Annotated in this window: 22 protein-coding genes; 10 read left to right on the top strand and 12 right to left on the bottom strand. The window is 59.5% G+C overall.

The window, feature by feature from the left end:
• Positions 1 to 35: 35 nt before the first annotated feature.
• The 5 genes from QEH54_RS00860 to QEH54_RS00840 all read right to left on the bottom strand — a co-directional run bounded on the left by QEH54_RS00860 (position 36) and on the right by QEH54_RS00840 (position 6,212).
• Entirely contained in the window at positions 36 to 638 is a 603-nt protein-coding gene (locus tag QEH54_RS00860) for an NTP transferase domain-containing protein (RefSeq protein ID WP_309016717.1), read from the bottom strand.
• Positions 635 to 2,413, bottom strand: a complete 1,779-nt coding sequence (locus QEH54_RS00855; protein WP_309016716.1) for a 6-hydroxymethylpterin diphosphokinase MptE-like protein — start codon at positions 2,411 to 2,413, stop codon at positions 635 to 637. Before QEH54_RS00855 ends, QEH54_RS00860 begins: the two co-directional genes overlap by 4 nt.
• Positions 2,410 to 3,018, bottom strand: a complete 609-nt coding sequence (locus tag QEH54_RS00850) for a hypothetical protein (RefSeq protein WP_309016715.1) — start codon at positions 3,016 to 3,018, stop codon at positions 2,410 to 2,412. Before QEH54_RS00850 ends, QEH54_RS00855 begins: the two co-directional genes overlap by 4 nt.
• A gap of 7 nt (positions 3,019 to 3,025) precedes the next feature.
• Positions 3,026 to 3,517 (bottom strand): MOSC domain-containing protein, encoded by a 492-nt coding sequence (locus QEH54_RS00845; RefSeq protein ID WP_309016714.1) that lies wholly within the window; start codon positions 3,515 to 3,517, stop codon positions 3,026 to 3,028.
• A gap of 85 nt (positions 3,518 to 3,602) precedes the next feature.
• A complete protein-coding gene (locus QEH54_RS00840; RefSeq protein WP_309016713.1) occupies positions 3,603 to 6,212 on the bottom strand; it encodes a tetratricopeptide repeat protein in 2,610 nt (869 codons plus the stop codon).
• A 249-nt stretch (positions 6,213 to 6,461) separates the two neighbouring features.
• On the opposite strand from QEH54_RS00840, the gene QEH54_RS00835 reads away from it, so the two are divergent.
• The 7 genes from QEH54_RS00835 (at position 6,462) to dcd (ending at position 14,416) form a co-directional block, all read left to right on the top strand.
• Positions 6,462 to 7,283, top strand: coding sequence for a flagellin (locus QEH54_RS00835; RefSeq protein ID WP_309016712.1), 822 nt, complete (start codon positions 6,462 to 6,464; stop codon positions 7,281 to 7,283).
• A 382-nt stretch (positions 7,284 to 7,665) separates the two neighbouring features.
• Complete coding sequence (locus QEH54_RS00830) at positions 7,666 to 7,860, top strand: hypothetical protein (RefSeq protein ID WP_309016711.1); 195 nt, start codon at positions 7,666 to 7,668, stop codon at positions 7,858 to 7,860.
• A 325-nt stretch (positions 7,861 to 8,185) separates the two neighbouring features.
• A complete protein-coding gene (locus QEH54_RS00825; RefSeq protein WP_309016710.1) occupies positions 8,186 to 9,001 on the top strand; it encodes a flagellin in 816 nt (271 codons plus the stop codon).
• Between the two features lie 129 nt (positions 9,002 to 9,130).
• Positions 9,131 to 10,093, top strand: a complete 963-nt coding sequence (locus QEH54_RS00820) for an ATP-grasp domain-containing protein (RefSeq protein ID WP_309016709.1) — start codon at positions 9,131 to 9,133, stop codon at positions 10,091 to 10,093.
• Positions 10,094 to 10,202: 109 nt separating this feature from the next.
• Positions 10,203 to 12,200, top strand: a complete 1,998-nt coding sequence (locus QEH54_RS00815; protein WP_309016708.1) for a hypothetical protein — start codon at positions 10,203 to 10,205, stop codon at positions 12,198 to 12,200.
• 68 nt (positions 12,201 to 12,268) lie between these two features.
• Entirely contained in the window at positions 12,269 to 13,834 is a 1,566-nt protein-coding gene (locus QEH54_RS00810; RefSeq protein WP_309016707.1) for a GNAT family N-acetyltransferase, read from the top strand.
• A gap of 45 nt (positions 13,835 to 13,879) precedes the next feature.
• Positions 13,880 to 14,416: a dCTP deaminase gene (gene dcd, locus QEH54_RS00805; RefSeq protein ID WP_309016706.1), complete on the top strand. Its 537-nt coding sequence runs from the start codon at positions 13,880 to 13,882 to the stop codon at positions 14,414 to 14,416.
• 94 nt (positions 14,417 to 14,510) lie between these two features.
• Here the strand turns inward: dcd and yidD are convergent, their stop codons facing one another.
• The 3 genes from yidD to QEH54_RS00790 form a co-directional block, all read right to left on the bottom strand.
• Positions 14,511 to 14,837, bottom strand: coding sequence for a membrane protein insertion efficiency factor YidD (gene yidD, locus QEH54_RS00800; RefSeq protein ID WP_309016705.1), 327 nt, complete (start codon positions 14,835 to 14,837; stop codon positions 14,511 to 14,513).
• Between the two features lie 196 nt (positions 14,838 to 15,033).
• Positions 15,034 to 15,492, bottom strand: a complete 459-nt coding sequence (locus tag QEH54_RS00795) for a bifunctional diaminohydroxyphosphoribosylaminopyrimidine deaminase/5-amino-6-(5-phosphoribosylamino)uracil reductase RibD (RefSeq protein WP_309016704.1) — start codon at positions 15,490 to 15,492, stop codon at positions 15,034 to 15,036.
• A gap of 54 nt (positions 15,493 to 15,546) precedes the next feature.
• Positions 15,547 to 15,975, bottom strand: coding sequence for a SufE family protein (locus tag QEH54_RS00790; RefSeq protein ID WP_309016703.1), 429 nt, complete (start codon positions 15,973 to 15,975; stop codon positions 15,547 to 15,549).
• Positions 15,976 to 16,113: 138 nt separating this feature from the next.
• Between QEH54_RS00790 and QEH54_RS00785 the strand changes: the two genes are divergently transcribed.
• Positions 16,114 to 17,358: a class I SAM-dependent RNA methyltransferase gene (locus QEH54_RS00785; RefSeq protein ID WP_309016702.1), complete on the top strand. Its 1,245-nt coding sequence runs from the start codon at positions 16,114 to 16,116 to the stop codon at positions 17,356 to 17,358.
• A 166-nt stretch (positions 17,359 to 17,524) separates the two neighbouring features.
• On the opposite strand, the gene QEH54_RS00780 is transcribed toward QEH54_RS00785, so the two are convergent.
• Positions 17,525 to 17,920, bottom strand: coding sequence for a response regulator (locus QEH54_RS00780; RefSeq protein WP_309016701.1), 396 nt, complete (start codon positions 17,918 to 17,920; stop codon positions 17,525 to 17,527).
• A gap of 158 nt (positions 17,921 to 18,078) precedes the next feature.
• Positions 18,079 to 18,570: a UvrB/UvrC motif-containing protein gene (locus QEH54_RS00775; protein WP_309016700.1), complete on the bottom strand. Its 492-nt coding sequence runs from the start codon at positions 18,568 to 18,570 to the stop codon at positions 18,079 to 18,081.
• Between the two features lie 147 nt (positions 18,571 to 18,717).
• On the opposite strand from QEH54_RS00775, the gene QEH54_RS00770 reads away from it, so the two are divergent.
• Together QEH54_RS00770 and QEH54_RS00765 are read left to right on the top strand one after the other, a co-directional pair.
• Positions 18,718 to 19,173, top strand: coding sequence for an OsmC family protein (locus tag QEH54_RS00770; protein WP_309016699.1), 456 nt, complete (start codon positions 18,718 to 18,720; stop codon positions 19,171 to 19,173).
• An 81-nt stretch (positions 19,174 to 19,254) separates the two neighbouring features.
• A complete protein-coding gene (locus tag QEH54_RS00765; RefSeq protein WP_309016698.1) occupies positions 19,255 to 20,685 on the top strand; it encodes an alanine/glycine:cation symporter family protein in 1,431 nt (476 codons plus the stop codon).
• A 7-nt stretch (positions 20,686 to 20,692) separates the two neighbouring features.
• Here the strand turns inward: QEH54_RS00765 and QEH54_RS00760 are convergent, their stop codons facing one another.
• Positions 20,693 to 21,643 carry a carbohydrate kinase gene (locus QEH54_RS00760; RefSeq protein WP_309016697.1) on the bottom strand — a complete coding sequence of 317 codons (951 nt, stop codon included), beginning with the start codon at positions 21,641 to 21,643 and terminating at the stop codon, positions 20,693 to 20,695.
• A gap of 212 nt (positions 21,644 to 21,855) precedes the next feature.
• Positions 21,856 to 23,232, bottom strand: a complete 1,377-nt coding sequence (locus QEH54_RS00755) for an MFS transporter (RefSeq protein ID WP_309016696.1) — start codon at positions 23,230 to 23,232, stop codon at positions 21,856 to 21,858.
• Between the last annotated feature and the right edge of the window lie 130 nt (positions 23,233 to 23,362).

The following is a 23,362-nucleotide window of genomic DNA, read 5'->3' as shown; positions in this document are numbered from 1 at the left end:
AGCGTTTAGCCGGGTCGCCTTAAGGACAGAATCCCTCAGCTCCCACCGAGCTTGCGCCGCGCTTCCGCTAGGGATTCGGGATCATTCACGCTGGCCAGATCCATCGGTCTTCCGCTCTCCACCAGCTCCACTGGATTCTCCCTCAGAAAGCGACGCAAACTCGAGTTCCCGTCTCGAGCCCAGGCTTCCAGGCGAAAAAGGGCCGCGGGCTCGTAGATCGCGCAAAACGGTTCCGGCCCGCCATCCGGACCTGCAAAAGCGGTCGCCAACTTGCTTGCATCACGCCGGTTCAGCAGCTGGACGAGGTGCGAGAGCTCGAGAAAAGGCATATCGCAGGCTAGGGCCAGGACTGGCCACCCCTTGTGGTGGCGCAGCGAAGCGACTACCCCAGCCATGGGCCCGCCAATCTCTGGGACGTCCTGCACGATCTCCACCGAGTCCGCAAGCTTGCCGCCGAAACGAGCGGAGCTTTCGTCCGCCGCCACGCTCACCGCCAGCCGGCGACAGAAGGGACGCAGCAGCTGCAGGGCGTATTCGAGTTGCGTGATGCCAGGACGCGCCTCGAGCAGGGCCTTGTCCTCGCCCATGCGACGACTCGCTCCCCCGCACATCACCAGGCCCAGAATGTCCCGCTTCATTGAGCGGCTAGGCTGTCTTGGCGACTCATCTCGATCGACGACGCCAAGTGGAACGCCCCCTCCGCGACAGCCCAAAAGTAGGATCCGAGCTGCTCGAGCTCCGAGCCCGCCCCTAGACGGGTCATCAGCGCTTTCGCCCGTTCGTGGATATGCAGCTCCCTTTTCAGCTGCCCTTCCATGAGGATTTTCAGGAAATCCTCTCGAGCCGTCGTAGCTTCCTCCAGCGAGCGCTTTCGCTGCTTGGCAGTCTCCAGGTCGATCTTTTCCAGCTCGATGGCCATAGCCGCCTCCAAGCTCAGCTCCAGCGTTCGAGAAACATAGTCCTGCAGCTCGCTCAAGGTCCGACCGATCTTGCCCCATCCGACCCGATGGCGCAGCAGTATGGCTTCCACCTGCTTCCATGCCTTCTCCGACCCTCCGGCCGGAAAGCGCTGCATGACTTCGGACGCTTCCCGCAAACTCAGATAGGGCATGCCTTCCACCTTCGCTCCCAGTCGGGAGATGTTGTACAAGGTCAGGCCTTTGCCATCGTTCAACTTGAGCTCCTTCGAGTAGGCGCGAGCTAGCTCCACGAAGGTTTTCAAATAGACGAACAGCTTCGCTTCCACCGGCACCTTCTCCAAGGTGTTCCCAGGAAGCCAGCGACAGCCTTCCAAGGTCGTTCGGTCCGATCCCTGATCCGCGTAGAAGGAATCGCTGGCATGCATCTGCCCATCCGAACGGGCCGCCAGATCCTGGCCAGCGAAAAATACGGTTCGACACCCGAGGATGACCGCCAGATCGAAAGCGCAGGCGGAAACGGTGCCCTGCTCAGTCACGAAGGCTTCGCGATCACGCCCGCTTTGCTTGCGCAGATAGGAGGCGACCGGATTCCCAAACGACCAGGCCGAGATGCGATCCCCAAAACGCTTGGGCACCTCCGGATACACCATGAACGGGCACAGCAGCAGACTGCGGCCAATCTCCGCCCCGTGAAACCCGAGGTCGGTGGAGGGGTTCGGATCCGCCGCCAGCACGAAATGCGGATCCACGCCCGCTCGCCGCAGAGCCCGAAACGACGAGTTTCCCGCCACGACGACCGCGCGATCCTGCATCGATTTGATGAACTCCAGCGATTCGTCGAGGGACGGCCCGGCGCCTGCCATGATCAACGGCAGTCCCTCGAAGCAGCCCTGGAATTCGATGGGATCCGGAGAAACGATCAAGCGCCGCAGGTTGAGAAAGGTGTTTCGCTGCCAGAAGCCCGACTGCGAGAGGTTGGTCCCGTACATCTTGCGCCACATCTCCACGTTGCGGGCGAACTCCAGGAAAAACCTGGCATAGAACGCCTCGTCCTCCTGGTAAAGGGGAGCGAAGATCAACGGCTCTGCGCTAGCATAGCTCACGATCTCGAAGGAGGCCAAGGTACGGAAAAACATATCGTCGATCTCGCCGACACCGAAAAGCAAACGACGATCGGTCATCAACTCCGCCGCCAGATCCGTCGCCAAAAAGGCGTTGAACCGCCGCGCATTCGCCTCGGCGCAAAAGACCATGCCGCCTTCCGGCAGGATCTCCAGCAGCTTCCTGAGGTGCGAACCGTCGCCTACCCCACTCACCGCGACGGCCGCGTCCGCTTGAAGATTCAAGCCCCGTATCCAGCGGTCCAGCAGGGCCTCAGGATCCAAGCAACGCGCTTTCCAAGGAGCGAGCTCCTCGGAATCGGCGGTCGCCTCAGACACCCGATCCGTGAGGTGGATGTGTCGCTCCCGAAATCGCTGCATCCCAAGGCTCATGAGGCTTCCTTTCCGTCTAGAACTTGGGCCACGTCCTCTCGCAAGCACCGACCCAATGTCAGCCAGCTGGGAGCGACCTCACTGGCAAGCTGGTCGGAAACACGCACGCTGTCGCCGGACTCGACCGCGTCGGCCACGGCGTTGATCGAGTCGATCCCTCGCTGAAACGCCTGGCCTAGAGCCTCCGTCCATGCGGCTTGGCTTTCCTCTCCATAGCCTCGAGCCACCTCCACGCCTTCGATGATCGGTCGCATCCGTTCCAAACAGTCCACCACCTTCATCTGGCTCTCCTTCCACTCCACTCTGAGACTCACGCTCGCCAAGGTCTCGGCTTCCTCCGCGATGCGCGAGCTCGCCTCGCTCCATTGACCGCAAAGCGAGGCCAGACGCTGCTGAGCCGATTGAGTGAAAAACGCCAAGACGCCGTAGTTGACGACTTGGGCGAGATCCTGCAGCTCCCTCTCCACTCCATCGAGTTCCACCCGCTCCACGACACGACCGACGCCGCCGAGATAGTTTTCGATCAGCGCAATCGCATCGGCGCAGCTTTCAGGAGCGTCTCCCTGAAACTCGACCTTCTCCCCGTCTAGATAGACTTCCGACATACCAGCCCTAGCTTAGGACGCTTAGGTCGTGCTCGCCGAGGCGAAGCGTTCCGGAGGAAAGGATGCGACAGCGCAGACCGCCTCGGTCCTTCAAAGCGGCGCACGCTCCAGGGGCCACCGCCTTGTCCATCCAATAGCAGGGCTTGCACTGCTCGGTGCCCACGAACTCCACTCCGCCCACTTCGAAACGTTTCCCCACAAGCTGATTCAAGTCCACCCCGCTCACCACCACGTTTCGCCGAAAGGCGCTGCGGTCTTCGACCGTGAGCGCCAGCTCCCTCTCCATGTCCGAAATGTCCTCGGCGGAGATGAAACTGATCTGCCCTTTGAAATCCTCCTCGAAGCCGAAGTACCGGTCGCCCTTCAAACCCTTGCCCTGAACGCAGTCCACCGACTCGACCGACTGGATGCCGTGGTTGAGACGCTCCTGGCCGTGCCGGCCCTTGAAATCGTGGCCCGTTGATAGGAAAATGGATCGAATCGTTATGCTCTCTTTCATGAGACAACCGTCAATATGGATGAGGGATGGATGAGACCGGGAAACTCAACCCGCTCCGCCTGCCGATGGCAATCTCGAAGCCGAGCTAGCGAGCGGACCGATCCGAAACCGTTTCCCAAAGCCGCTCAAAACAATCCCCCATGCGTCGGGCGAACCCTTCCGCATCCCAGAGGGTCGACCTGCGCAACCGAGACGGCAACGCCTTTCGCCATTCCAGCAAGGCGCTCGCATCGGAAGCCAGGTCGCTAGCGAGCGCTACGTAGTCGGACTCGGTCTCCGCGATCCATTGCGGCACTCCCGCCGCGCGCAACAGGCTCCGCCCCACGCGGGCTGCATGCCGCCGACCCGTCAGACTCACCACCGGCACTCCCATGGCCAAGGCTTCGCAGGTGGTAGTGGTGCCATTGTAAGGCGTGGGATCGAGCGCCACGTCCACCCGCCGATACAGCTCCAAATGCTCCACCAGGGTCGGTTGAGGCGGCAGCAGCGACACTCGTTCTGCCTCTACCCCATGCTGCTCGAAACGTCGCAGCAGGTGTTCTCCCGTCGCCGCGTCATCGTGGTAAAAGCTCTTCAGAAGCAGGCTCGAGCCGGGCGCGGCTTTCAAAACCCGAGCGAACAACGCGATGCTTGCCTCTCCCAGCTTCGCGAAGTTGTTGAAGCAGCCGAAAGTCGCCGATTTCGAAACCAAAAGAGGCGGACTTCCCGAATCGGGCAATTCCGCTGGCGGCTGGTAGCAAAGAAAACACCCCTCCAGGTAGGCCGTCTCTTCCGAGGCGGTCGCGCCCTCGCATGGGTCCGTATCACGATCCACCAGTCTGGCGTCCATCGCAGAAAGCCCGGTGGCATGGGCATAGCCCAACCAGCTCGCTTGAACCGGCGCCGCCCGCCGAGCGAACGCGACCAAGCGATTTCCAGCGGTGAAACCGGACAGATCGATCAAAATGGATATGGCATCCTCTCTGGCCAGCTTCGTCAGTTCGTCCGCCGAGCCTTGGCTGATGTCTCTCCAGGCGTCGGCCAGGTCCCGAAACTGGGCCGTGGTCTGGTCCGGCTCGGAAACGCAGCTGTAGCAGATCACTTCGAAACGGCCGCGATCCAATCGCTGAAATAGCGGCAGCAGAAAAAACGCCACCGAATGCCGCCGAAAATCAGCCGACACGAAGCCTAGGCGCAGTTTTCCCCCAGCCTTCACTCCCTCGATGGAGTCGCTTAAGTCCGGGGCCTTGGGCTCGATGCCGGCTTCCAAAGCCTCCGCCGCCTGCCGATGGTAGGCGAGGAGCGTCGCTTCGTCGATGGATCCATTGGCGATCTGCCGAGCCGCGAAGGCCATCCTGGCCTCCACGCCGCGATTCCCCAGTTCGAACGAGCGCAGGTAGGCCTGCCTCGACTCCTCGTGGAGCCCGAGCTCGTAACGGGCTTTGCCAAGCTGCTCCCATGCCGACGATCGCTGGTCATCGAGGCCGATCGCCTGCACCAGCAAGCGTTCCGACTCCACCGGCTTGCCACTTTTCAGGAGACCCACCGCGTAGTTCTCTAAAAAAGAAACCTGGTTCGGCTGCAGCTCCAAGGCCCGTCTGAAGCATATAGCCATCTCTTCGAAGCGCTCCAGTTCGCGCAAGGCCAAGCCCAGGCCATTAAGGTGCTCCGCCCGATCGGGGTTCACTTCATGAGCCGCCTGAAAGGCCTGACGGGCCTCGTCAAACTGCTTCACGCCCAGATAGCCCGCCCCCAAATTGCTCCAAGCAGCCTCCAAGCCCGGCTCCTGCTGCAACGCCAGCAGCGCGCTTTCCACACAGTCGCTCGGGCGCCCCTGAGCCAAGCAAAGCGACGCCTTCGCGCACAAGGCTTGAGGGCTTTCAGGAGCGATCTCCAGCGCTTGATCGATCGCTTCCATCGCGTGGCCCCATCGCTGGAGCGCTTGGTAGGTGACCGCTAGATTCGTATAAACCGCCTCGTCGGCCACCCCGAGCTCAATCAGCCGACGCAAATGCTCCGCCGCAGCGCTATGCCGACCAAGCCCCATCGCCAGACCAGCCAACTCGATTCGAGAGTCGATTTCATCGCCGCCCCAGCGCAGGGCGCTCTCATAGGCTTGGTAGGCCGAGGCCAGTTCGCCAAGCTCGCCGTACGCCTTACCCAAAGCGGCATGCGTCGCCGCATCCGTTTCATCGAGCGAGAGCGCTTGGCGAAACCGCTGGGCCGCCCCCTCCCAGTCTCCAAGGTAGCTCGCCGCAATGCCCCAACTGCGCCAGACGCGTCCGTCGCGCGGCAAAAGCTCCGCAGACCGCGCCAGCGCCCGCTCTCCCTCCTTCAGCCTCCCCGCCTGGCAATGCCATTGCCCGAGGTTGAACTGGGCCGGACCGAAGTTCGGGGCCAAGCTCACGCTCCGCTGCAACATCTCCAACGCTTCGACGTCGCGTCCAAGCGTTCTCAAAGCCACCGCCGTATTCGCGAGCGCTTCCGCATGCTCGGGATTCCGCTGCAGAGCTTGACGCAACCACCTCACCCCCTCCTCCGCTCGACCCGCCTGAAAAAGCGAAAGGCCCAGCTGGTGGAGGATCTCTCCGTCAGTCCGATCATTCTCCGCCGCTTCCCGCAACACGCTCGCCGCTTCCCCAAAGCGTCCCTCTGCCTGCAACCCGCGAGCCCTCTCAAGGGCCGCCTCCGTATCTGCTCTTCGCGAATCGTCCATTCTCCGGCAAACGCTGCGCCAATAGAGTCCAACCGCAACGACACAATGAGCAATGGTACTCACCCTTGCGTGAACGCACGCACTCAGCGATTGAGCAAAAAAACGCGCTTTTGCGAAAGAATCCCTTAAAGTCGCCACTGAGTTGCCGATACTAGAAGGCGTAGCGCAAAACGTTACAGGTGAAGCGGACACCCTAACACCGCAACCGCGACACGGACGTCGCAAAAACCTAAAAACAAGGAAGTTAAAATGTCAGTAGTAATTAACACCAATAGCGCAGCTATATCTGCGTCTAACAACCTCGCTACGAGCAATGCAATGCTCCAGCGCAGTCTCAATCGCCTCTCCAGCGGATCCAAGATCGTCAATCCTTCCGACGATGCCGGCGGACTCGCTGTTTCGATGAAGCTCTCGGCTACCATCAAGCGTACCGCAGCAGTCAACGACAACATCGCCAACGCTCGCTCGTTCCTACAGACACAGGACGGAGCGTTCCAAACCGCCACCAAGGTTCTGGACCGTATGTCCGAGCTCAAGGTTCTTTCCGACGACGTCACCAAGAACCAGACCGACAAGGACAACTACGACACCGAGTTCCAGCAGCTCAAGAAGCAGCTCTCCGCTCTGGTGGACGAGAAGTTCAACGGAGTCTCCCTCTTCGGCAACGGTGGCTCAGGATCCCTCGCGGTCGCCACTACCGAAAAAGGTTCGGCAGGCAACACCGTGAGCATCGACCAGCCAGACCTGGCGACCCAGATCGGGGCCACCTTGATCGGCAACGACAGCACGACAGTCACGGCAATGGGCATCAGCACCATCACCAACGCCATCCAGAACATCGCGTCTCTCCGAGCCTCGAATGGAGCCCAGTCCAACCGTCTCTCCTTCGCATCCGAGATGCTCACCGTGAACAGAGAGAACTTGGAAGCCGCGAACAGCCGCATCATCGACGTCGACGTCGCCGAGGAGTCCACCCAGCTGGCCCGCTACAACATCCTGGTGCAAGCCGGATCGTCCATGCTCGCCCAAGCTAACTCCTCCACCCAGGTCGCTCTCAAACTTTTAGGTTAGTTACTACTACGACATAGGTTCCCCGCCGACGGGCGGGGCGCCTAAACCGTAGCAGCCTGAAAGCGAGAGCTCCCCCATCGCTCCACTGCGCTAGCCCGCCGCGTCCCATCAAATCGGACCGAGGCGCAAGCTCGCCGCTCGACACGATGGAGAGCCAGACTATGCGACCTGCAGCAGAGCCATGTGCGTCATGCGAACGCGTAGCGTATCCAGATCACTCGGACAGACGTACCCCGCCCCGATCCGGAACGCGAGCCCTCGATAGAGGATCCACACGCCTTCGCTGAGCAATTGCGCTCAAAGAACTCACGAACCCTACAATCGGATCGATAACTCTCGCGGAGCGAATCCTTCGCCCAGACCAATACCGAAAGCCTATACGATGAGCAGTATCAAGGACGAGAATGCCCAGTATGTCGGCGGCAAGCGCACGGAAGCGCCCCAGTCCCTGACAACACTCAAGATGACACCTCCACCCCAGACGGACCCCCCGCAGGTGTTCGAGCCGTTCATCTACCTCACCGGGCGCGTCCATAAAAGACGCCAACCCTCCTGCGTTCACCTGGCCTCGTTCTGAGAGCCCCCACGAACCAGCCCAAAGGAAAACTCGAAAAGCCTAAGATACCTCGTTCGACGCCGCCTACCAACCAAGCCGTAGACCAGAAAGAGAAACCGCAACCGCGCTCTCGAACCCATTTCACCACACCTAAAAACCAACCAATCGGACCCGCCACACCCGCGGTCCGTCATAAGAGTAGTAATGACCAGCAAACACTTCACCAACGCTCCGTGACCTCACGAGCGCACCCTTTCCGCCATCACGGCAGAAAAGCGCAAGTCCGACGCTTTCATCGGACGCGCGGCGGCACGGACGCCACCGCAAAAATCAAGGATGATATAATATGTCAGTTGTAATCAATACAAACGCATCGGCTATCGCTGCGAAGAATAACCTCAACAAGAGCAACGCAATGCTGCAAAACAGCCTTGCTCGTCTCTCTAGCGGTTCGAAGATCGTTAACCCAGCGGACGACGCTGGTGGACTCGCGGTTTCGATGAAGATGTCCGCGGCAATCAAGCGTACTGCTGCCGTAAACAACAACATCGCGAACGCTCAGTCCTTCCTCCAGACTCAGGACGGCGCCCTCGGCACCGCTACCAAGATTCTGGACCGCATGTCCGAGCTCCGTACTCTGGCTGACGACGTCACCAAGAACTCCACCGACAAGGGGAACTACAACACCGAGTTCCAGGCTCTCAAGGGCCAGCTCGACGCCATCACCGGCGAAAAGTTCAACGGTGTATCCCTCTTCACGGACGCGAGTTCCGCCGCTAGCCTCTCAGTGAGCATCACTGAAGATGGCGGCAAGTCAGTATCCATCAGCCAGGCTGCCCTCGAGAACTCTGTGGGTACCGCGCTCACCGGTGGTTCAGACACGTTGACCGCAACCAACCTGTCCAGCATCACCAGCGCTCTCCAGAATGTTGCTACTATCCGCGCCACCAATGGCGCCCAGAGCAGCCGTCTGCAGTTCGCTTCGGACATGCTGAGCGTCAACCAGCAGAACCTCGAAGCTGCGAACAGCCGCATCATCGACGTGGACGTAGCAGAAGAATCCACTCAGCTCGCTCGTGCCAACATCTTGGTACAGGCTGGTTCTTCCATGCTCTCTCAGGCAAACGCCTCGAGCCAGGTCGCTCTCCGTCTGTTGGGTTAATCCTCTTAATCCATTCAAGGCTTTCAAGTGGCTCCCTTCGCGGGGAGCCGCTTTTTTTTGCCTGGGCGCGGATCGACTCGAGCGAATTATCTGTTGCCGAAACGCCGCGAGATTCCCATTCACCTTATCATGACCGCCCCCCGCAACGGCCTGCTCCTTCTTTCCTCGGGCAGCAAGGCAGCCATCACGCGCATAGCGAAAACTGCCGCTGGCAAGCGCGGCATCGCCTTGCACGCCAGCGACGTTGCAGAAAACGTGCCCTCCAGACATTTCGCCGACCACTTCACCGCGCTCCCCCCCTCCTGCAGCCCACGCTGGGAAGCGACCCTTCTGGACTACTGCTCTCGAAACCGCATCGGCCTCGTTATCCCAACACGACACGCGGACCTGCCAAAGCTGGCGCAGCTACGCCCGAAGCTGGAAGCCAACGGCACAGCGGTCGCTGTTTCTTCACCCGAAACCGTCTCCCTGTGCGTCAACAAGCTGGAAACCGCTCGCCACCTCCGAAGCATCGGAGCTCCCACGCCAGAAACCTGGCTCAAACGAAGCCTCGACCTTCAATCAATCGCCCTCGCCTTCCCCTTGATCGCCAAGCCGAGCGACGGCGCCGCATCAACCATCCAGCGCATAGAAAACCAAGCCCAACTGAGCGACGTACCCGATGACTGGATACTGCAACCCGTCGCTCACGGGAGCGAATACACCGTCAACCTCTACCTCGATCGCCATGGAGAAGCGCTTTGCGCCATCCCTCATCGGCGGCTCGCTGTCGAGTCTGGCGAAGTGGTCCAAGCCCGCACCGAGCGCATTGAGGCGTTGATCGAACTCTGCCGGAACGTTGCCCGTTCGCTGCCTCAAGCCCGAGGGATCATCAACATTCAAGCCTTTCATCAACCAGGTCCCGAAACGATAGAAATCATCGAGATAAACCCGCGCATCGGCGGCGGCTATCCCCTTTGCGACGCAGCGAAAGGCCACTACATCGAGTGGCTCTGCCGCGAATACCTCGACGGAAGCGAGCTCTCACCCTTCGATCAATGGACCGAGCAGCTGCTCATGATGCGGTACCGCGACGCGATTTTCTCGCTTTAGGATGCCGTACAAGCCAATATTCACCAAATATTTAACACTTTTCGGTTTATGGCCGATGTAAAAGACTAGAGACTGCTAGCCTTCGCAACGCTCCGGCCTCGCCCACGCCATGAAAGCCGACCCGCAAAAATCCGCCAACGCCGACCAAGACCACTTTCTTCCCCGAAAGCTGGAACTGCAGGCCTTCGCGGATCTGTTGCCCATTCGCGGCGTGGAAGCTTCCAGCAATCGTATCTTCAACCTCTGGGGAGAAGATGGCATCGGAAAAAGCACCTTCATCTCCCAGTTTCGCGAGAGCGAGCTGATGGCAAAGGCGAAAGTCGTTTGGCTCCAGCCAACGCGAGAAGGCCAGCTCGATACGATTCCCGAATTCATTCGAGCCTGTTCGAAGTCCGTGCGCTACCCCGCCGAACCGAACAAGGAGGAAAGCATCGCCGAAAAGCTCGACCGTGTCCAGCAAGGGAAGGTCAATCCGATCGTATCCGATGACTCGATACTCATCACACGCTCTTCGGTGGCGAAAAACAAAAAGCCCTACGTCAACCAGGCCGCCGCCGCATCGGTCGGCCGCACGGAAACGGTAAAAGACGATTTGCAGGTATCGGTCGGCCTCGGCGAAAGCAAAGCCAACAACCAAGCGGAAGGGTTTCTCGACACGCTCCCTCTTCAGTCTCTAGGCACTGACCTGATCATCCTCTATATCGAAAACGTTGACACCCTTTCCGCCACCATCATCGATTGGCTGCGCGACTATGTCCTGCCTGCCGCCACGCGCGGAGCCTACCGTCGAAACCTCGTTTTCCTTTTGGAATCGCAAGACCCGATCAAACTCGCCTACCCGCACGAGAGCTGGGGCGAATGGTCGAACTTGACCGCGGACTTCAGGCTGTATCCAATGAGCCACGACGATTCATACGAAATCGCTGTTCGCTCCGGCATCGAACCCGCTACCAGCAAGGCGCTTAGCGTCATCACCCTTGGCTACCCTCGCCTGCTCCAGCAAGCGATTCCACGCTGCAAACGGGATCTAGACAATCCCGACTCGAGCAAGACCGCCCAGGCGATCCTCTCCAGCATGTCGAACGACGATCGCGCCACCTTCGCCCTCTGCTGCCTCCCAGACCGACTGTATCCAGACGAGCTGGACGCTCTTTTCGGGGCCGGGAAAGGTAGCGAAACTTTCGCTTGGATAAGTCGAGTCGCCGCATCCGCCATCGAACGAAACTCGGAAGGGAAAGCGATCACGATCTCCTACGGGGTGAGAGTGGCAGCCATTCGTGCCACTCTCGACAATCAAGCGTTCGCGTCACGTCTACCGGAGTGGAACGCGTATGGAAAATTCCGCTACAACGTGCCATCGAAGGCGAAGCGATCGAAGATCCTGCTCCTTTCCGGCCTGCTTTGGATCGACGAAGCGTTCTCGAATCAGCTCTTCGCCAACCAGTCCGACAAGGTGCTTTCCTTCATCAAGGACAACCCGACATTCTTCAACCGCAATCAGGACCGCTACCGCGTTTCGGAACGCATCCGAGAGCACCTTCAAAAGACGGCCACTCGCATGGGGCATCTCGGCATGGGAGCAATCGCAAAAAAGGCGGACGCTCTCTGGAGCAAGCGAAAGCAGGAAATCGAACAGCGGATGGTAGAGCTTGGAGCCAAGCTCGAAACCGCGCAATCGGAGGTCAACGCCCTCGTTCGCAAGCAGAAGGAAACTTCCGCCCAATTGCGTATCCAAAATCGAGAGACGCCTACAAACTCCGCGGCATCAAGCGTGAGCCATCGGAAACGCGGTCCTCTGATCGCGGCGCTCACCCTGCTCAGCGCCGCATTCTTCGCGATCAGCGCCTTCGCCACCGCCCCCTACGACGTGGCTCTGATCGGAGGCGGCTTGATCCCACTTTCGATCGCCCTCATTCTGGCGCCCAAGTGGCTGCAAGCTCGCAAAGCCCATGCTGCAGGCATTTCGACGAGCTTCGAGGACGGGGCGGACCTCAAGCAGCAAAGCCACGACCTAAGCCACCGCGTCAACGAGCAGGAAGCCGCGATCGACGAACTGAAAAGCCAACTTTCCAGGGCCAAGGACGAACTGCGTTTCTCTTACGTCTGACAGGAGCCCAGTCCCCTTTCCCTCGCATCGATCTTGCCAATTAGCTCGGCCTGGGCATCGTACTAGGCATGGCATCCATTCGCGAAGCAACCCACGACGACCTTCCCTACCTTGTAGAGCTCAACAAGATCTGTTTTCCCGCCATGGCGGAGGAAAACGTCGTCTGGACCATTCCGCAGCTTTCCAACCACCTCCGACTCTTTCCTCAAGGACAGCTCGTCGCTGAGGAAGACGGAAAAATACTCGGCGCCGTATCCAGCTTGATCGTCGACCTAGGGGCGGACGCGTATCGACAGCATACTTACGCCGGAATCACCGACGGCGGCTTTTTCCACAATCACAACCCAGAGGGTGACAGCCTCTACGGGGCGGACGTCTACGTGCATCCGGAGGCGCGAGGAAAAGGCATCGGACACCTGCTCTACCAGGCGCGACGCGACCTTTGCAAACGCCTAAACCTGCGACGCATCATCGCGGGCGGGCGCATTCACGGTTTCGCTGATCACAAAGACAAGCTCACCCCAGACGCTTACATCCGAGAGGTCGAAAACGGTGCCATCAAAGACCTCGTGCTCAGTTTTCAACTACGTGAAGGGTTTATCGTTAGAGGCGTACTGAAAAACTACATACAAGATCCCAAAAGCCTCAATCATGCCACTTTCCTCGAATGGCTCAACCCAGACTACCAGCCCGTCGAAAAGGACGATCGCAAGGTACGCGTCTCCTGCGTGCAGTACCAGGTGAGAGGCATCAACTCCTTCAACGCCTTCGCGGAGCAAGTGGAGTACTTCGTGGAAACCGCCTCCGACTACCGCTCCGATTTCGTGGTCTTTCCGGAGTTCTTTTCCGTGCAGCTGCTCTCGCAAAAGCCGCTGCGCCAGCTTCCTTCGGTAGAGGGCATTCGCAAACTCTCGGAGATGACCAAGCCGTTCATGGAACTGATGAGCAGACTGGCTCAGGACTACGGTCTGCACATCGTAGCGGGCAGCCATCCCATGGAGATCGACGGCACCTTGCAGAACGTTTGCCCGATCTTCTTCCCGGATGGCAGCAACACCTTGCAGCCCAAGCTTCACATCACCCCGTCCGAAAAGCGGTATTGGGGCATCTCCGGCGGAAACGACCTACGCGTCATCTCCACCCCTAAAGCCAGGGTCGGCGTGCTGATCTGCTACGATTCCGAATTCCCCGAGGCGGCTCGGCATCTGGCCGATCAAGGCGCCGAGATCATCTTCGTGCCCTACTGCACGGACGATCGACACGGCTTTCTGCGGGTGCGCTACTGCAGCCAGGCCCGGGCCATCGAAAATCAGGTCTACGTGGTCACCGCTGGCATCATCGGCAACCTGCCCAACGTGCCGGCGATGGATATCCACTACGGTAGAGCGGCGGTCTTCAGCCCCAGCGATTTCGAATTCGCCCGCGACGGCATCCAGGCCGAAGCGGATTCCAACGTGGAAATGCTGCTGGTGACGGATCTCGACATAAACGACCTGTACCGCAGCCGGGCCGCAGGCAGCGTGACGCCTCGCCTCGATCGGCGAAACGATCTCTTCCAATTCTCCACCAGCCTGAAGTCCGATCGCTCCAGTCGATCGCTCGACGATCGCCCTCCCATGGACCTGCCGATTTAGGGTTGCCAGTAGAGAGCGTTTTCTCGACAGCTATCAGCGATACCCATGATTCTGTCAGACAAAGCGATCCTCCAAGCCATGGAAGCGGGCGATATCGTCGTCGAGCCTTTCGACCGGTCCGCCCTCGGCACCAACAGCTACGACGTGCACCTGAGCAAGCATCTCGCCACCTATACTGACGAGATTCTCGACGCCCGGCAGCACAATAAGATCGCCCACTTCGAAATGCCAGAGGATGGCTATGTACTGCGGCCCGGCACCGTCTACCTCGGCTCCACCCTCGAGTACACCGAAACCCATAAGCACGTGCCTTTCCTGGAAGGGAAAAGCAGCGTCGGGCGCCTCGGGATCGACATCCATGCCACCGCTGGCAAAGGCGACGTCGGTTTCTGCAACCATTGGACGCTTGAAATCTCAGTCGCCCAGCCAGTGCGCGTCTATCCAGGCATGCCCATTGGACAGCTCATCTACTTTGGCGTGGATGGCGATGTGGAAACCTTCTACAACAAGAAGGCCTCCGCGAAGTACAACAAACGCAGTCCTCTCCCCATGGAATCCATGATGTGGAGAAACTCGTTCTAGCGGCGCCGTCCCTCGAGTGGTGGAGTAGGACCGTTGAAAACGCTTGCTCCACATCCCAAGATCGGGAGCGTCGCAAATCCCGTCGCTCCGCTCCCTACAGCAGATCCTTCAGGCTCCTGCCGACGTTCGATTTCGCTTCCCGATCCCCGCGGTAGCTCATGCGACTCGGCACCGGATCGTAGCCTGAGCCGCCCCAAGGGTTGCAGCGCAGGATTCGCCAAGCCGAGAGATAAAGGGCCTTGCCTAGAGGCTGGGTGCGCAAGCAGGTGATGGCATAGCTGGAACAAGTGGGACGAAACCGGCACCCGCCTCCAGGTCCCACGAGCGCGTTCTTCAGCGGCGATAGGAACCACTGGTACAAGCGCACCAGAAAAATAAAGACAGCGGCGATCGCCCGACTTGCCAACTCAATCACCCTCATCGTGGTTCAGTTTGCCAGCGCATCCCCCAGCTTCGCAAGCCCGCGGAAAGGTCTCAGACCATCGCCCGAATTAGTCTCGAGACTGGGCGTCACCACCCGGCGCGCAGCATTTCGGTTCGAAAATTCGAATATGAGCGGCTCGCCCGGCGGTCGAGCCCTACCCTTGGCAAACTATCGAACCCCCACAGAAAAAAGCCTAGCGGGCCTTGGTGGTGTGGCCGCGGTACTGCGGATTGATCGCTCCGCACTCCATGGCCAACACGTCGGTCACCACCTCGATGCCGTGCTGCTCCAGGATGGCGACGGCGTTGCCTTGATGATCCGGCGTGGGGTCGAAGGCTCCGATGACCACTCGGCGAATTCCGGACTCCACGATGGCGTCCGTACAGGCGCCAGTGCGGCCTTGAGTGGAACAGGGCTCCAGGGTCACGTAGAGACAGGCTCCTTCAGCGGGCTTGCGCCCAAGGGCGTCGAATGCCTTTCGCTCCGCGTGCGGACCGCCATCCTGCTCGAAATGGCCCATGGCGACGATCTCCCCTCGCTCGACCACGATAGCGCCGACGCGTGGATTGGGAGCGGTTTTCACCACATCTCCCTTCACCGCCTCGCAGATAGCCGCTCGCATGAAGGATTCGTCCTGTTGCTTTGTTTCCATGGATTTAGAAGCTTAGATCCGCAGGAGGGGGAAAGGATCCCTCCCATACGCAAGCTACTGCGTTTCAGCGTTTTTCAAGCAAAGTTCCGCATAAGATTTTATACGGGTACGCACGTTGGTCAACCCGTTGCGGCGGTTTGGCGACAAGTGCTGCGTCACCCCGACTTCCGCCAGAAAATCCGGTTCCAGAGCGATGATGTCCTCCGGTCGCTCATCGCTGTATAGACTGCAGAGCAGGGTGGACGTTCCCTTGGTGATCGCCGCATCGGAATCGGTGTGGAAGTAGCACTTGCCATCCTTGAACTCCGGATAGACCCAGAGCCGGGAGAGACAGCCCTCGATCAGAAACGCGTCGATTTTATACTCGTCCGCCAAGGGCGGCTGAGACTTAGCCCGATCGATGATGTACGCAAAGCGCTCGAAGTGGTCTTCGAACGGCATGAGCTCATCCACCAACGCGTTCTTCTTGTCTTCAATACTCATAAACTTCCGAAACACATGCAGAACCAGCGCCAAGTCGAGATTGAATCGCATCCCCCCTGCCCGCCCACGAATCGGCCGCGGCCAATTTAGGTCTGGAAATCCGCTCGATTCTGCGTCTCCTTCCTCCCCACTTTCATCATGAGCGGAAATCAAACTCCAGAGAAGCGCACGCCTAAGAACTTCCGGCCAGACCCCTACCAATACCACGAAGAGATCGAGCTGGAGATTGAGACGCTCACCAACATGGGACAAGGGCTCGGCCGCCACGACGGCTGGGTGATCATGGTCCGCTTCGCTCTGCCGGGCGAACGGGTGAAGGTCCGCATCTACCGCAATGACAAGAACTTCTCCGAAGCGGACCTGATCGACGTGCTGCGCCCCTCGCCCCACCGCGTCGCGGCGCCCTGCCCGGTTTTTACGGAATGCGGCGGCTGCCAATACCAGAATTTCGACTACCCGACTCAGCTGGAGTGGAAAACCAAGCAGGTGCAGGAGCTGCTCTGGCACATGGCCCGCATCAAGCACGATGTCCTGCCGGCCATTCCCTCCCCCAAGCAGTACGCCTACCGCTCCAAGCTGACCCCTCACTTCGAAAAGCCGCGCCGCGACGGCAAGGTGACCGTCGGCTTCCTCAAGGCCGGCTCCCGCTTCAACTACGTGGAAATCGACCGCTGCCCTCTGGTGAGCGACGAGATGAACGCCGCCCTGAGCCGCCTGAAGGCGGAAACCCAGGCCCGACAGGACCGCAAGCCCTTCAAGAAAGGCGGCACCCTGCTCATCCGCGAACACCTCGACGGCGTCACCACCGACCCCAAAGCCATCATTCGCGAACAGGTGGGCGACGTGATCTTCTCCTTCCCCGCAGGCGAATTCTTCCAGAACAACCCAAGCATCCTGGAGAGCTTCACCCGCTACGTCTCGGGCAAGGCCGCCGAAAGCGGGGCCACCCATCTCGTGGACGCCTATTGCGGCAGCGGCCTTTTTTGCCTCACCGCCGCCAAGCGCTTCAAGGAGGCGGTCGGCATCGAAGTCTCCGAGCACTCGGTCCAGTACGCGGTGAAGAACGCCGAGGCGAACCAGCTCGACAACGCCCGCTTCGTGGTGGGCGACGCCGCCTCCATCTTTTCCCAAATCGACTTTCCCGGCAGCGACTCCGCAGTGATCATCGACCCGCCGCGCAAGGGCTCCAACGAGGACTTTCTCAGCCAGCTGATCGCCTTCGGACCGAGGACCGTGGTCTACGTTTCCTGCAACCCTGCCACCCAGATGCGCGATCTTCGCACGCTGATCGATGGCGGGTATCAGGTCGCGGAGGTGCAGCCTTTCGACCTGTTTCCCCAAACCAAGCACCTGGAGTGCGTGGTCACGCTCAGCAAATCCTAAGCTCGCCCCCACCCACGAAGAAACTCGCAGCGGAGCTCACATTCCGTAGCCGGGTCGTCTTCGAGTGTCGGCTACGCCTCGGCACCGCGAAACGCGCTCGCCGAACAAGGCTTCTTAGCAAAGCTCAGGAGGATCGCCTGACCGCTCCCCGCTAAACGAGAGCGCCCTAATTCTCTCCAGAAAGGATCTTCTCGACGATGCTCGCAAGCACCGCCGGCTTGAAGGGCTTGGAAAGCGCCGGGTATTCGCGCCCGCCAACCGTCAAACGCGTTTCCTGTCCCGCTGTCGCGGACCTGTTGAGCAGCGAGGTCAGAAAGAGCACTTTCAAGTCGTTCATCTTCGAGGAGGCGCGCAGCTGCTTCACCGCTTCGGAACCATGCATGTCGGGCAGAAGCACGTCCGCGATCAGCAGATCAGGTTTGTCCTTGAGAGCCATCTCGATGGCGAATCGCCCTTCGTAGCTTTCACGAACGTCGTAGCCTTTGGATTCCAGAAATGTTGATACCAGGCGAGCGGACGCCTTGTCGTCTTCGAGCAGGATAATCTTCTTTGAGTCGGCCATAGCAGGGCAGTGTGAGCAGTCAGAGGGGTTGCAAATCAGTACTCTTATATTGGCCGATTCGCGGCCGACTTCAGCGCTTTCACCGGTTTTAACAAGGCTTTCACGTCACCTTCCGCCTTCGATCCCAAAACGCGAAAAGACACCAAACGCCCATAGGCTCAGGACGACTCCTCGAGCGACTTGAGCTGATCGCGCACCACCGCAGCGAGCTCGTACTCCTCGCGGCTCACATGCTCGTCCATGCGGCGCTTGAGGGCTTCGATCTCCTCGGGAGAAATCGATCTGCGACGTCCGCGCGGCGCCTTTCCCAAGTGCGTCACGCCTCGGTGCAGGGTCTTGAGCAGCGGCTCCAGTTTTTCTTGAAACACCTCGTAGCAGGTCGGGCAGCCGAGACGGCCGTATTCCTTGAAATCGGCCGGTGTCAGCCCGCAGTCGGGACACTTCCTGCTGCCGCTCTGAGAGGGATTGCTGACCGGCGCCACTGCTGGCGTATCGAGCAGGTCCCACCCCACTCCGCTCTGGATCGCCGCCGCTTCGGGGCAGTTGGCGCAGACGCCGAGCTTGTACACCTTGCCGTTGACGACCTTGGTCAGGTGCAGGGTGGTCGGGGCAGCGCAATGGCCGCATTTCTTTGGACGCGATTCACTCATTTAGCTGATTTAGCTTCCCTATACGTCGACAGGATTCGAGTCGAACATCAGCCCAAATTTGCCCTTTTTTGATCAAGCCACTCGGGCTCAACCGAGCGGCGCAGCCCTTGCTGGACAGCGTCCGCTCCTTGATCCATAACGACTCGCATGTCCGAACACATCGCAACCCTCACCTGGGAGCGCGGCGACGCCGCCTTCGACTACAAGACCTACTCTCGCAACCATACCTGGGACTTCGGCCACAGCCTCACCGTCACCGCCTCGGCCGCTCCCGCCTTTCTAGGCGACGAGTCGAAAATCGACCCGGAACAAGCTTTCGTCGCCTCCCTGTCCAGCTGCCACATGCTCACCTTCCTCGCCATCGCCTCCATGAGAGGCATCACTGTGGAACGCTACGTCGACCGGGCGGTGGGGCATTTGGAGAAAAACGAGAGTCGCAAGCCGGTCATCACCCGCGTGGACCTGTATCCGGAAATCACCTTCGCCGACGGACAAACACCAGACGCTGCCGCCTTGGAAAAACTGCACCACCTAGCCCACGCGGAGTGCTTCCTGGCCAATTCCGTCAAGTGCGAGATCGTCACCCATCTGCCCGATTCCTGATCCGTTCCTCTCTCGCCCGCCCTTCTCCCTTTTTCGATTCTCCATCTTCCTCTTCCCTTCTCCTCGCCGCCTGACCTTCCCATGGAAAAACTGATCTCCTTCCTCAACGACATCATCTGGTCCAACTGGCTCGTGGGCCTCTGCCTGATCACCGGCCTCTACTTCTCGCTCACCACGCGCTTCCTGCAGCTGCGGCAGATCCCCGCCATGCTGCGCTACCTCTTCAAGGGCAAGGAATCGGCTAGCGGGCTGTCCTCCTTCCAGGCCTTCGCCCTGGCCGCGTCCGGCCGCGTGGGCACTGGCAATATCGTCGGCGTGGCCACCGCCATCGCCATGGGTGGTCCCGGCGCCGTGTTCTGGATGTGGGTCATCGCCTTTCTGGGGGCTGGCTCCGCCTTCGCCGAAGCCGCCTTGGCTCAGATCTATAAAACCGAAATCGACGGCGAGTACCGCGGCGGACCGGCCTACTACATCGAAAAAGGGCTGGGCGTGAAATGGTACGCGGTGATCTTCGCCCTCTCCACCATCCTCGCCACCGGACTTCTGCTGCCCTCCGTGCAATCCAACTCGATCGGGGCCGCCATGAACAACGCTTTCGGGGTCAACCCCGCCATCACCGGCGTGGTCATCGTAGTCCTCCTAGGGGCCATCATTTTCGGCGGCGTGCACCGCATCGGCCACGTGGCCCAGCTGGCAGTCCCCTTCATGGCCATCGGCTACATCTTGGTGGCCTTCGTGGTCATCGGAGCAAACATATCCCTCATCCCCGCCACCTTGCTCTCCATCGTGAAAAACGCCTTCGGCATGGACGCCGCCCTCGGGGGCATGCTGGGCGCCGCCATCCAATGGGGCGTCAAGCGCGGCATCTACTCCAACGAAGCAGGCCAAGGCACCGCCCCGATCGCCGCGGCCACCGCCGAAGTGGACCACCCCGCCAAGCAGGGCCTGGTGCAGGCCTTCTCGGTCTACGTCGACACCTGGTTCGTCTGCACCGCCACCGCTTTGATGATCCTCATCACCGACTCCTACAACGTCTTCGCCGCCGACGGCAGCCGCCTGATCGACAACATTCCGGAAATCACCGTCGGACCCGCCTTCACCCAAAACGCGGTCGACTCAGTGCTGCCGGGCTTCGGCTCGCCGTTCATCGCCATCGCCCTGCTGTTTTTCGCCTTCACCACCCTGCTGGCCTACTACTACTACACCGAGTCGAACCTGATGTATCTGATCAAATCCGGCCCGCGACGCACTCTGGCCAAGCAGATCGTTCGCATCCTCTTCATCGGCCTCATCTACTACGGCACCATCAAATCCGCCAAGCTCGCATGGGCCATGGGCGACGTGGGCGTGGGGCTCATGGCCTGGGTCAACATCATCGCCATCCTCCTGCTCAGCCCGACCGTCTTCCGCTGCTTGAAGGACTTCGAAGGCCAGCAAAAGGCCGGCAAGGACCCGGTTTTCGATCCAGAAGCAGCCCAGATCAAAAACGCCTCCTTCTGGAAAAAACCCTAGCTTCCCGCTAGACCTTCGCCAGCACCTCTTCGCGGCGCGGCAGCGACGGGATCGCTCCGTAGCCGGAAACCGTTATCGAAGCCGCGGCGCAGGCGAAGCGACATGCCTCCTCCAGCCTCTCCGCGTTCTCAAACGGAAGTTCCAGCTCAACGAAGCGTTGCAGAAACGCTCCGATAAAACTATCGCCCGCGCCCGTCGCATCCACACACGGTACCAAAAATGCGGATACATGAAACTGAGCTTCGCGATTCGCGCCAAGACAGCCCTCCGCATCCAGGCTCACCAGCACGACTCGAGGTCCCGTAGACATCAATCGCTCAACTGCGAGCTTCCGATCTTCAAGTCCGGTCAGCAGAACCGCCTCTTCCCAGCTGACCTTGAGAATGTCGACCAAGGGTAAAACCGATTCTACGCAACGAATCGCTTCCTCCGGACTCGACCAGACGCTCTCTCGATAATTCACATCCAGCGAGATCAGCCCGCCCCGCTCCCTTACTCGCCGCACCGCTTCCAAGGTCGTGCCTCGCGAAGGCTCCACGCTGAGGCTAAACGTGCCGAAGTGCAAGAGTCCGCAGTCTTCCAACGATTCTTCCGCCATCGCGGACGCATCCAGCAGCGTATCCGCACCTGGACTACGCATAAAGGAGAAGTCTCGATCGCCCTCCGCATCGAGCGATACGAATGCTAATGTGGTGGAAGCGCCAGCGGTTCGCTGCAGTCCGCGAGTATCCACGCCCTCTCGATCTAGCGTCTCGCGCAGAAAGTCGCCCCACGCATCCTCGCCTACGCAAGATATGAGGCTCGACCTCCCGCCCAAGCGAGCGATCGCTACCGCGACGTTCGCAGGCGCCCCGCCCGGGCAAGGCTTGAACGCCTCCGCATCCAGCAAGCGGGTACACCTCTTTGTCGAGACGAAGTCGACCAGCGACTCCCCTATGCAACAAATCCGATCATTCATAACGTATCAAACTCTGAATACATCCCCCCAAAAAAATCATCACCAAAATCAGCGAAAAACATTGCCCGAACCTCAACAGCCTATCTTAGGCCGTCATCAGACGGCTCACAACAGGTTTGCCCATTTAGCAAACCTTCTCATTCAAACATTCGTGGGCAGAAAGTACTCTACGCAAAAAGGTGATGCCCCGAAGAAAAGCTCGTCAACCTCTCTCATTCCGCCCTCCGTTCCGAGAGCTCGTCCTCTATTCGACTGAGCGTCTCACGATCGATCCTATAGAAAATCATCAGCATCCCTCCGAGCATGAAAAACAAGGCGGGCAAGGCGTTGGTCATGAGCCGAATTCCCAGCAGCGACGTTTCGCTTTGCTGCTCGTTCGCCACAAACCCAAACCAGGCGAGAATGAAGCCCGGCAACGCCCCGCCCACCGCCGAACCAAATTTGAGCGAGAACATCGAAGCCGATACCGTCAGTCCAGCGGTGTTCTTTCCGGTCTTCCACTCCCCAAACTCCGCGCAATCCGTGTACATCGCAAAGAGCAGCGTAATGACCACACCGAACGTAAAAATCCCCAGGCTATGCAAAACCACCGTCAGGGCATAGGATTCTGGAGACACGAAAAAGGAGAAGACCAGCAGCGCCGCATGCAGCACATTCGCCATGATCATCAAATGCTTCTTATCCCAGCTCCTCGCGAGCATGGGCGTTACCAGAGCCCCCACAAGCTGCCCCACCAGACCGAAGGAAACGATGAATGAAGTCTTATCCATCCACAAAAAGTACCGAGCGTCGTCCTCTCCCATGTAGTACTTGGTGTAAAACGCCAAAGAGGCAAATCGGGCGATCAAGCCGACAACCACCAGAATCCCCGTGAACATCAGCACGATCCACGACCCATTCTTCAACAACGCAGACATGTCATCCCGCACGCTAGAGTTGTGGACCTTGGGTTGAATCCGCTCCCGCGTCGTGGCAAAGGTGATCCAGAAAATCAATACAGACAATACCGCGAACAGAACGATCGTCAGCCGAAAGCCAAGCAGCTCGTCCTCGCCTCCAAAGAAGTTTACCAAGGGCTTGGCCATGGCTCCCACCGACAAGGTCCCGAGAGACGCGAAGACAAAGCGAAACTGCGTCGCTTTGGTTCGCTCCTCCGCCACCGGAGAAATCACCGCCAACAAGGCTGAATACGGCACATTGATCGCCGTGTAGGCGAGCATGACCAAAGTGTAGGATACGTAAGCGAACGCGAGTTTTCCGAAGTCAGAAAGATCCGGCCCCATAAACAGCAGGTATCCAAGCAACGCATACGGTATCGCCGTCCACAACAGATAAGGACGATATTTGCCCCAACGACTCTGCGTCCGATCCGCGATCAGCCCCATAGCCGGATCGCTAATGGCATCTACGATCTTGGTAACCAGAAGCATGGTAGCCGCTGCCGCGGGAGAGATTCCCCACACGTCCGTGTAGTAGTAGAGTAGAAACAAGCCGAAGAACCCCATATAGAAGTTCGAGGCCATATCGCCCAAGCCATAGCCGATTTTCTCTTTGAGCGACAGGCGCTCCGTTGCGGGGGATAACTTCATAAGAACCAAAAGGGGTGGTCGACCGAGCGTCTCGTTCACGAAAAACGAATCAAAAACGGTAGGGGAGAAAAGTAATGATCAAGAAGGAAAATCGCTGCCCTCGACAAGGCGACGAGCAGCGACCCTCCTC

Source organism: Pelagicoccus sp. SDUM812003, from assembly GCF_031127815.1.
Classification (GTDB): Bacteria; Verrucomicrobiota; Verrucomicrobiia; order Opitutales; family Opitutaceae; genus Pelagicoccus.
Note: the sequence above shows the minus strand (reverse complement) of the source record. Positions and strands in the feature narration are given on the sequence as shown.

Excerpts from the sequence above, each read along its gene's own strand:
- QEH54_RS00860 (WP_309016717.1), bottom strand. The coding sequence starts at position 638 with ATGAAGCGGGACATTCTGGGCCTGGTGATGTGCGGGGGAGCGAGTCGT.
- QEH54_RS00855 (WP_309016716.1), bottom strand. The coding sequence starts at position 2,413 with ATGAGCCTTGGGATGCAGCGATTTCGGGAGCGACACATCCACCTCACG.
- QEH54_RS00850 (WP_309016715.1), bottom strand. The coding sequence starts at position 3,018 with ATGTCGGAAGTCTATCTAGACGGGGAGAAGGTCGAGTTTCAGGGAGAC.
- QEH54_RS00845 (WP_309016714.1), bottom strand. The coding sequence starts at position 3,517 with ATGAAAGAGAGCATAACGATTCGATCCATTTTCCTATCAACGGGCCAC.
- QEH54_RS00840 (WP_309016713.1), bottom strand. The coding sequence starts at position 6,212 with ATGGACGATTCGCGAAGAGCAGATACGGAGGCGGCCCTTGAGAGGGCT.
- QEH54_RS00835 (WP_309016712.1), top strand. The coding sequence starts at position 6,462 with ATGTCAGTAGTAATTAACACCAATAGCGCAGCTATATCTGCGTCTAAC.
- QEH54_RS00830 (WP_309016711.1), top strand. The coding sequence starts at position 7,666 with ATGAGCAGTATCAAGGACGAGAATGCCCAGTATGTCGGCGGCAAGCGC.
- QEH54_RS00825 (WP_309016710.1), top strand. The coding sequence starts at position 8,186 with ATGTCAGTTGTAATCAATACAAACGCATCGGCTATCGCTGCGAAGAAT.
- QEH54_RS00820 (WP_309016709.1), top strand. The coding sequence starts at position 9,131 with ATGACCGCCCCCCGCAACGGCCTGCTCCTTCTTTCCTCGGGCAGCAAG.
- QEH54_RS00815 (WP_309016708.1), top strand. The coding sequence starts at position 10,203 with ATGAAAGCCGACCCGCAAAAATCCGCCAACGCCGACCAAGACCACTTT.
- QEH54_RS00810 (WP_309016707.1), top strand. The coding sequence starts at position 12,269 with ATGGCATCCATTCGCGAAGCAACCCACGACGACCTTCCCTACCTTGTA.
- dcd (WP_309016706.1), top strand. The coding sequence starts at position 13,880 with ATGATTCTGTCAGACAAAGCGATCCTCCAAGCCATGGAAGCGGGCGAT.
- yidD (WP_309016705.1), bottom strand. The coding sequence starts at position 14,837 with ATGAGGGTGATTGAGTTGGCAAGTCGGGCGATCGCCGCTGTCTTTATT.
- QEH54_RS00795 (WP_309016704.1), bottom strand. The coding sequence starts at position 15,492 with ATGGAAACAAAGCAACAGGACGAATCCTTCATGCGAGCGGCTATCTGC.
- QEH54_RS00790 (WP_309016703.1), bottom strand. The coding sequence starts at position 15,975 with ATGAGTATTGAAGACAAGAAGAACGCGTTGGTGGATGAGCTCATGCCG.
- QEH54_RS00785 (WP_309016702.1), top strand. The coding sequence starts at position 16,114 with ATGAGCGGAAATCAAACTCCAGAGAAGCGCACGCCTAAGAACTTCCGG.
- QEH54_RS00780 (WP_309016701.1), bottom strand. The coding sequence starts at position 17,920 with ATGGCCGACTCAAAGAAGATTATCCTGCTCGAAGACGACAAGGCGTCC.
- QEH54_RS00775 (WP_309016700.1), bottom strand. The coding sequence starts at position 18,570 with ATGAGTGAATCGCGTCCAAAGAAATGCGGCCATTGCGCTGCCCCGACC.
- QEH54_RS00770 (WP_309016699.1), top strand. The coding sequence starts at position 18,718 with ATGTCCGAACACATCGCAACCCTCACCTGGGAGCGCGGCGACGCCGCC.
- QEH54_RS00765 (WP_309016698.1), top strand. The coding sequence starts at position 19,255 with ATGGAAAAACTGATCTCCTTCCTCAACGACATCATCTGGTCCAACTGG.
- QEH54_RS00760 (WP_309016697.1), bottom strand. The coding sequence starts at position 21,643 with ATGAATGATCGGATTTGTTGCATAGGGGAGTCGCTGGTCGACTTCGTC.
- QEH54_RS00755 (WP_309016696.1), bottom strand. The coding sequence starts at position 23,232 with ATGAAGTTATCCCCCGCAACGGAGCGCCTGTCGCTCAAAGAGAAAATC.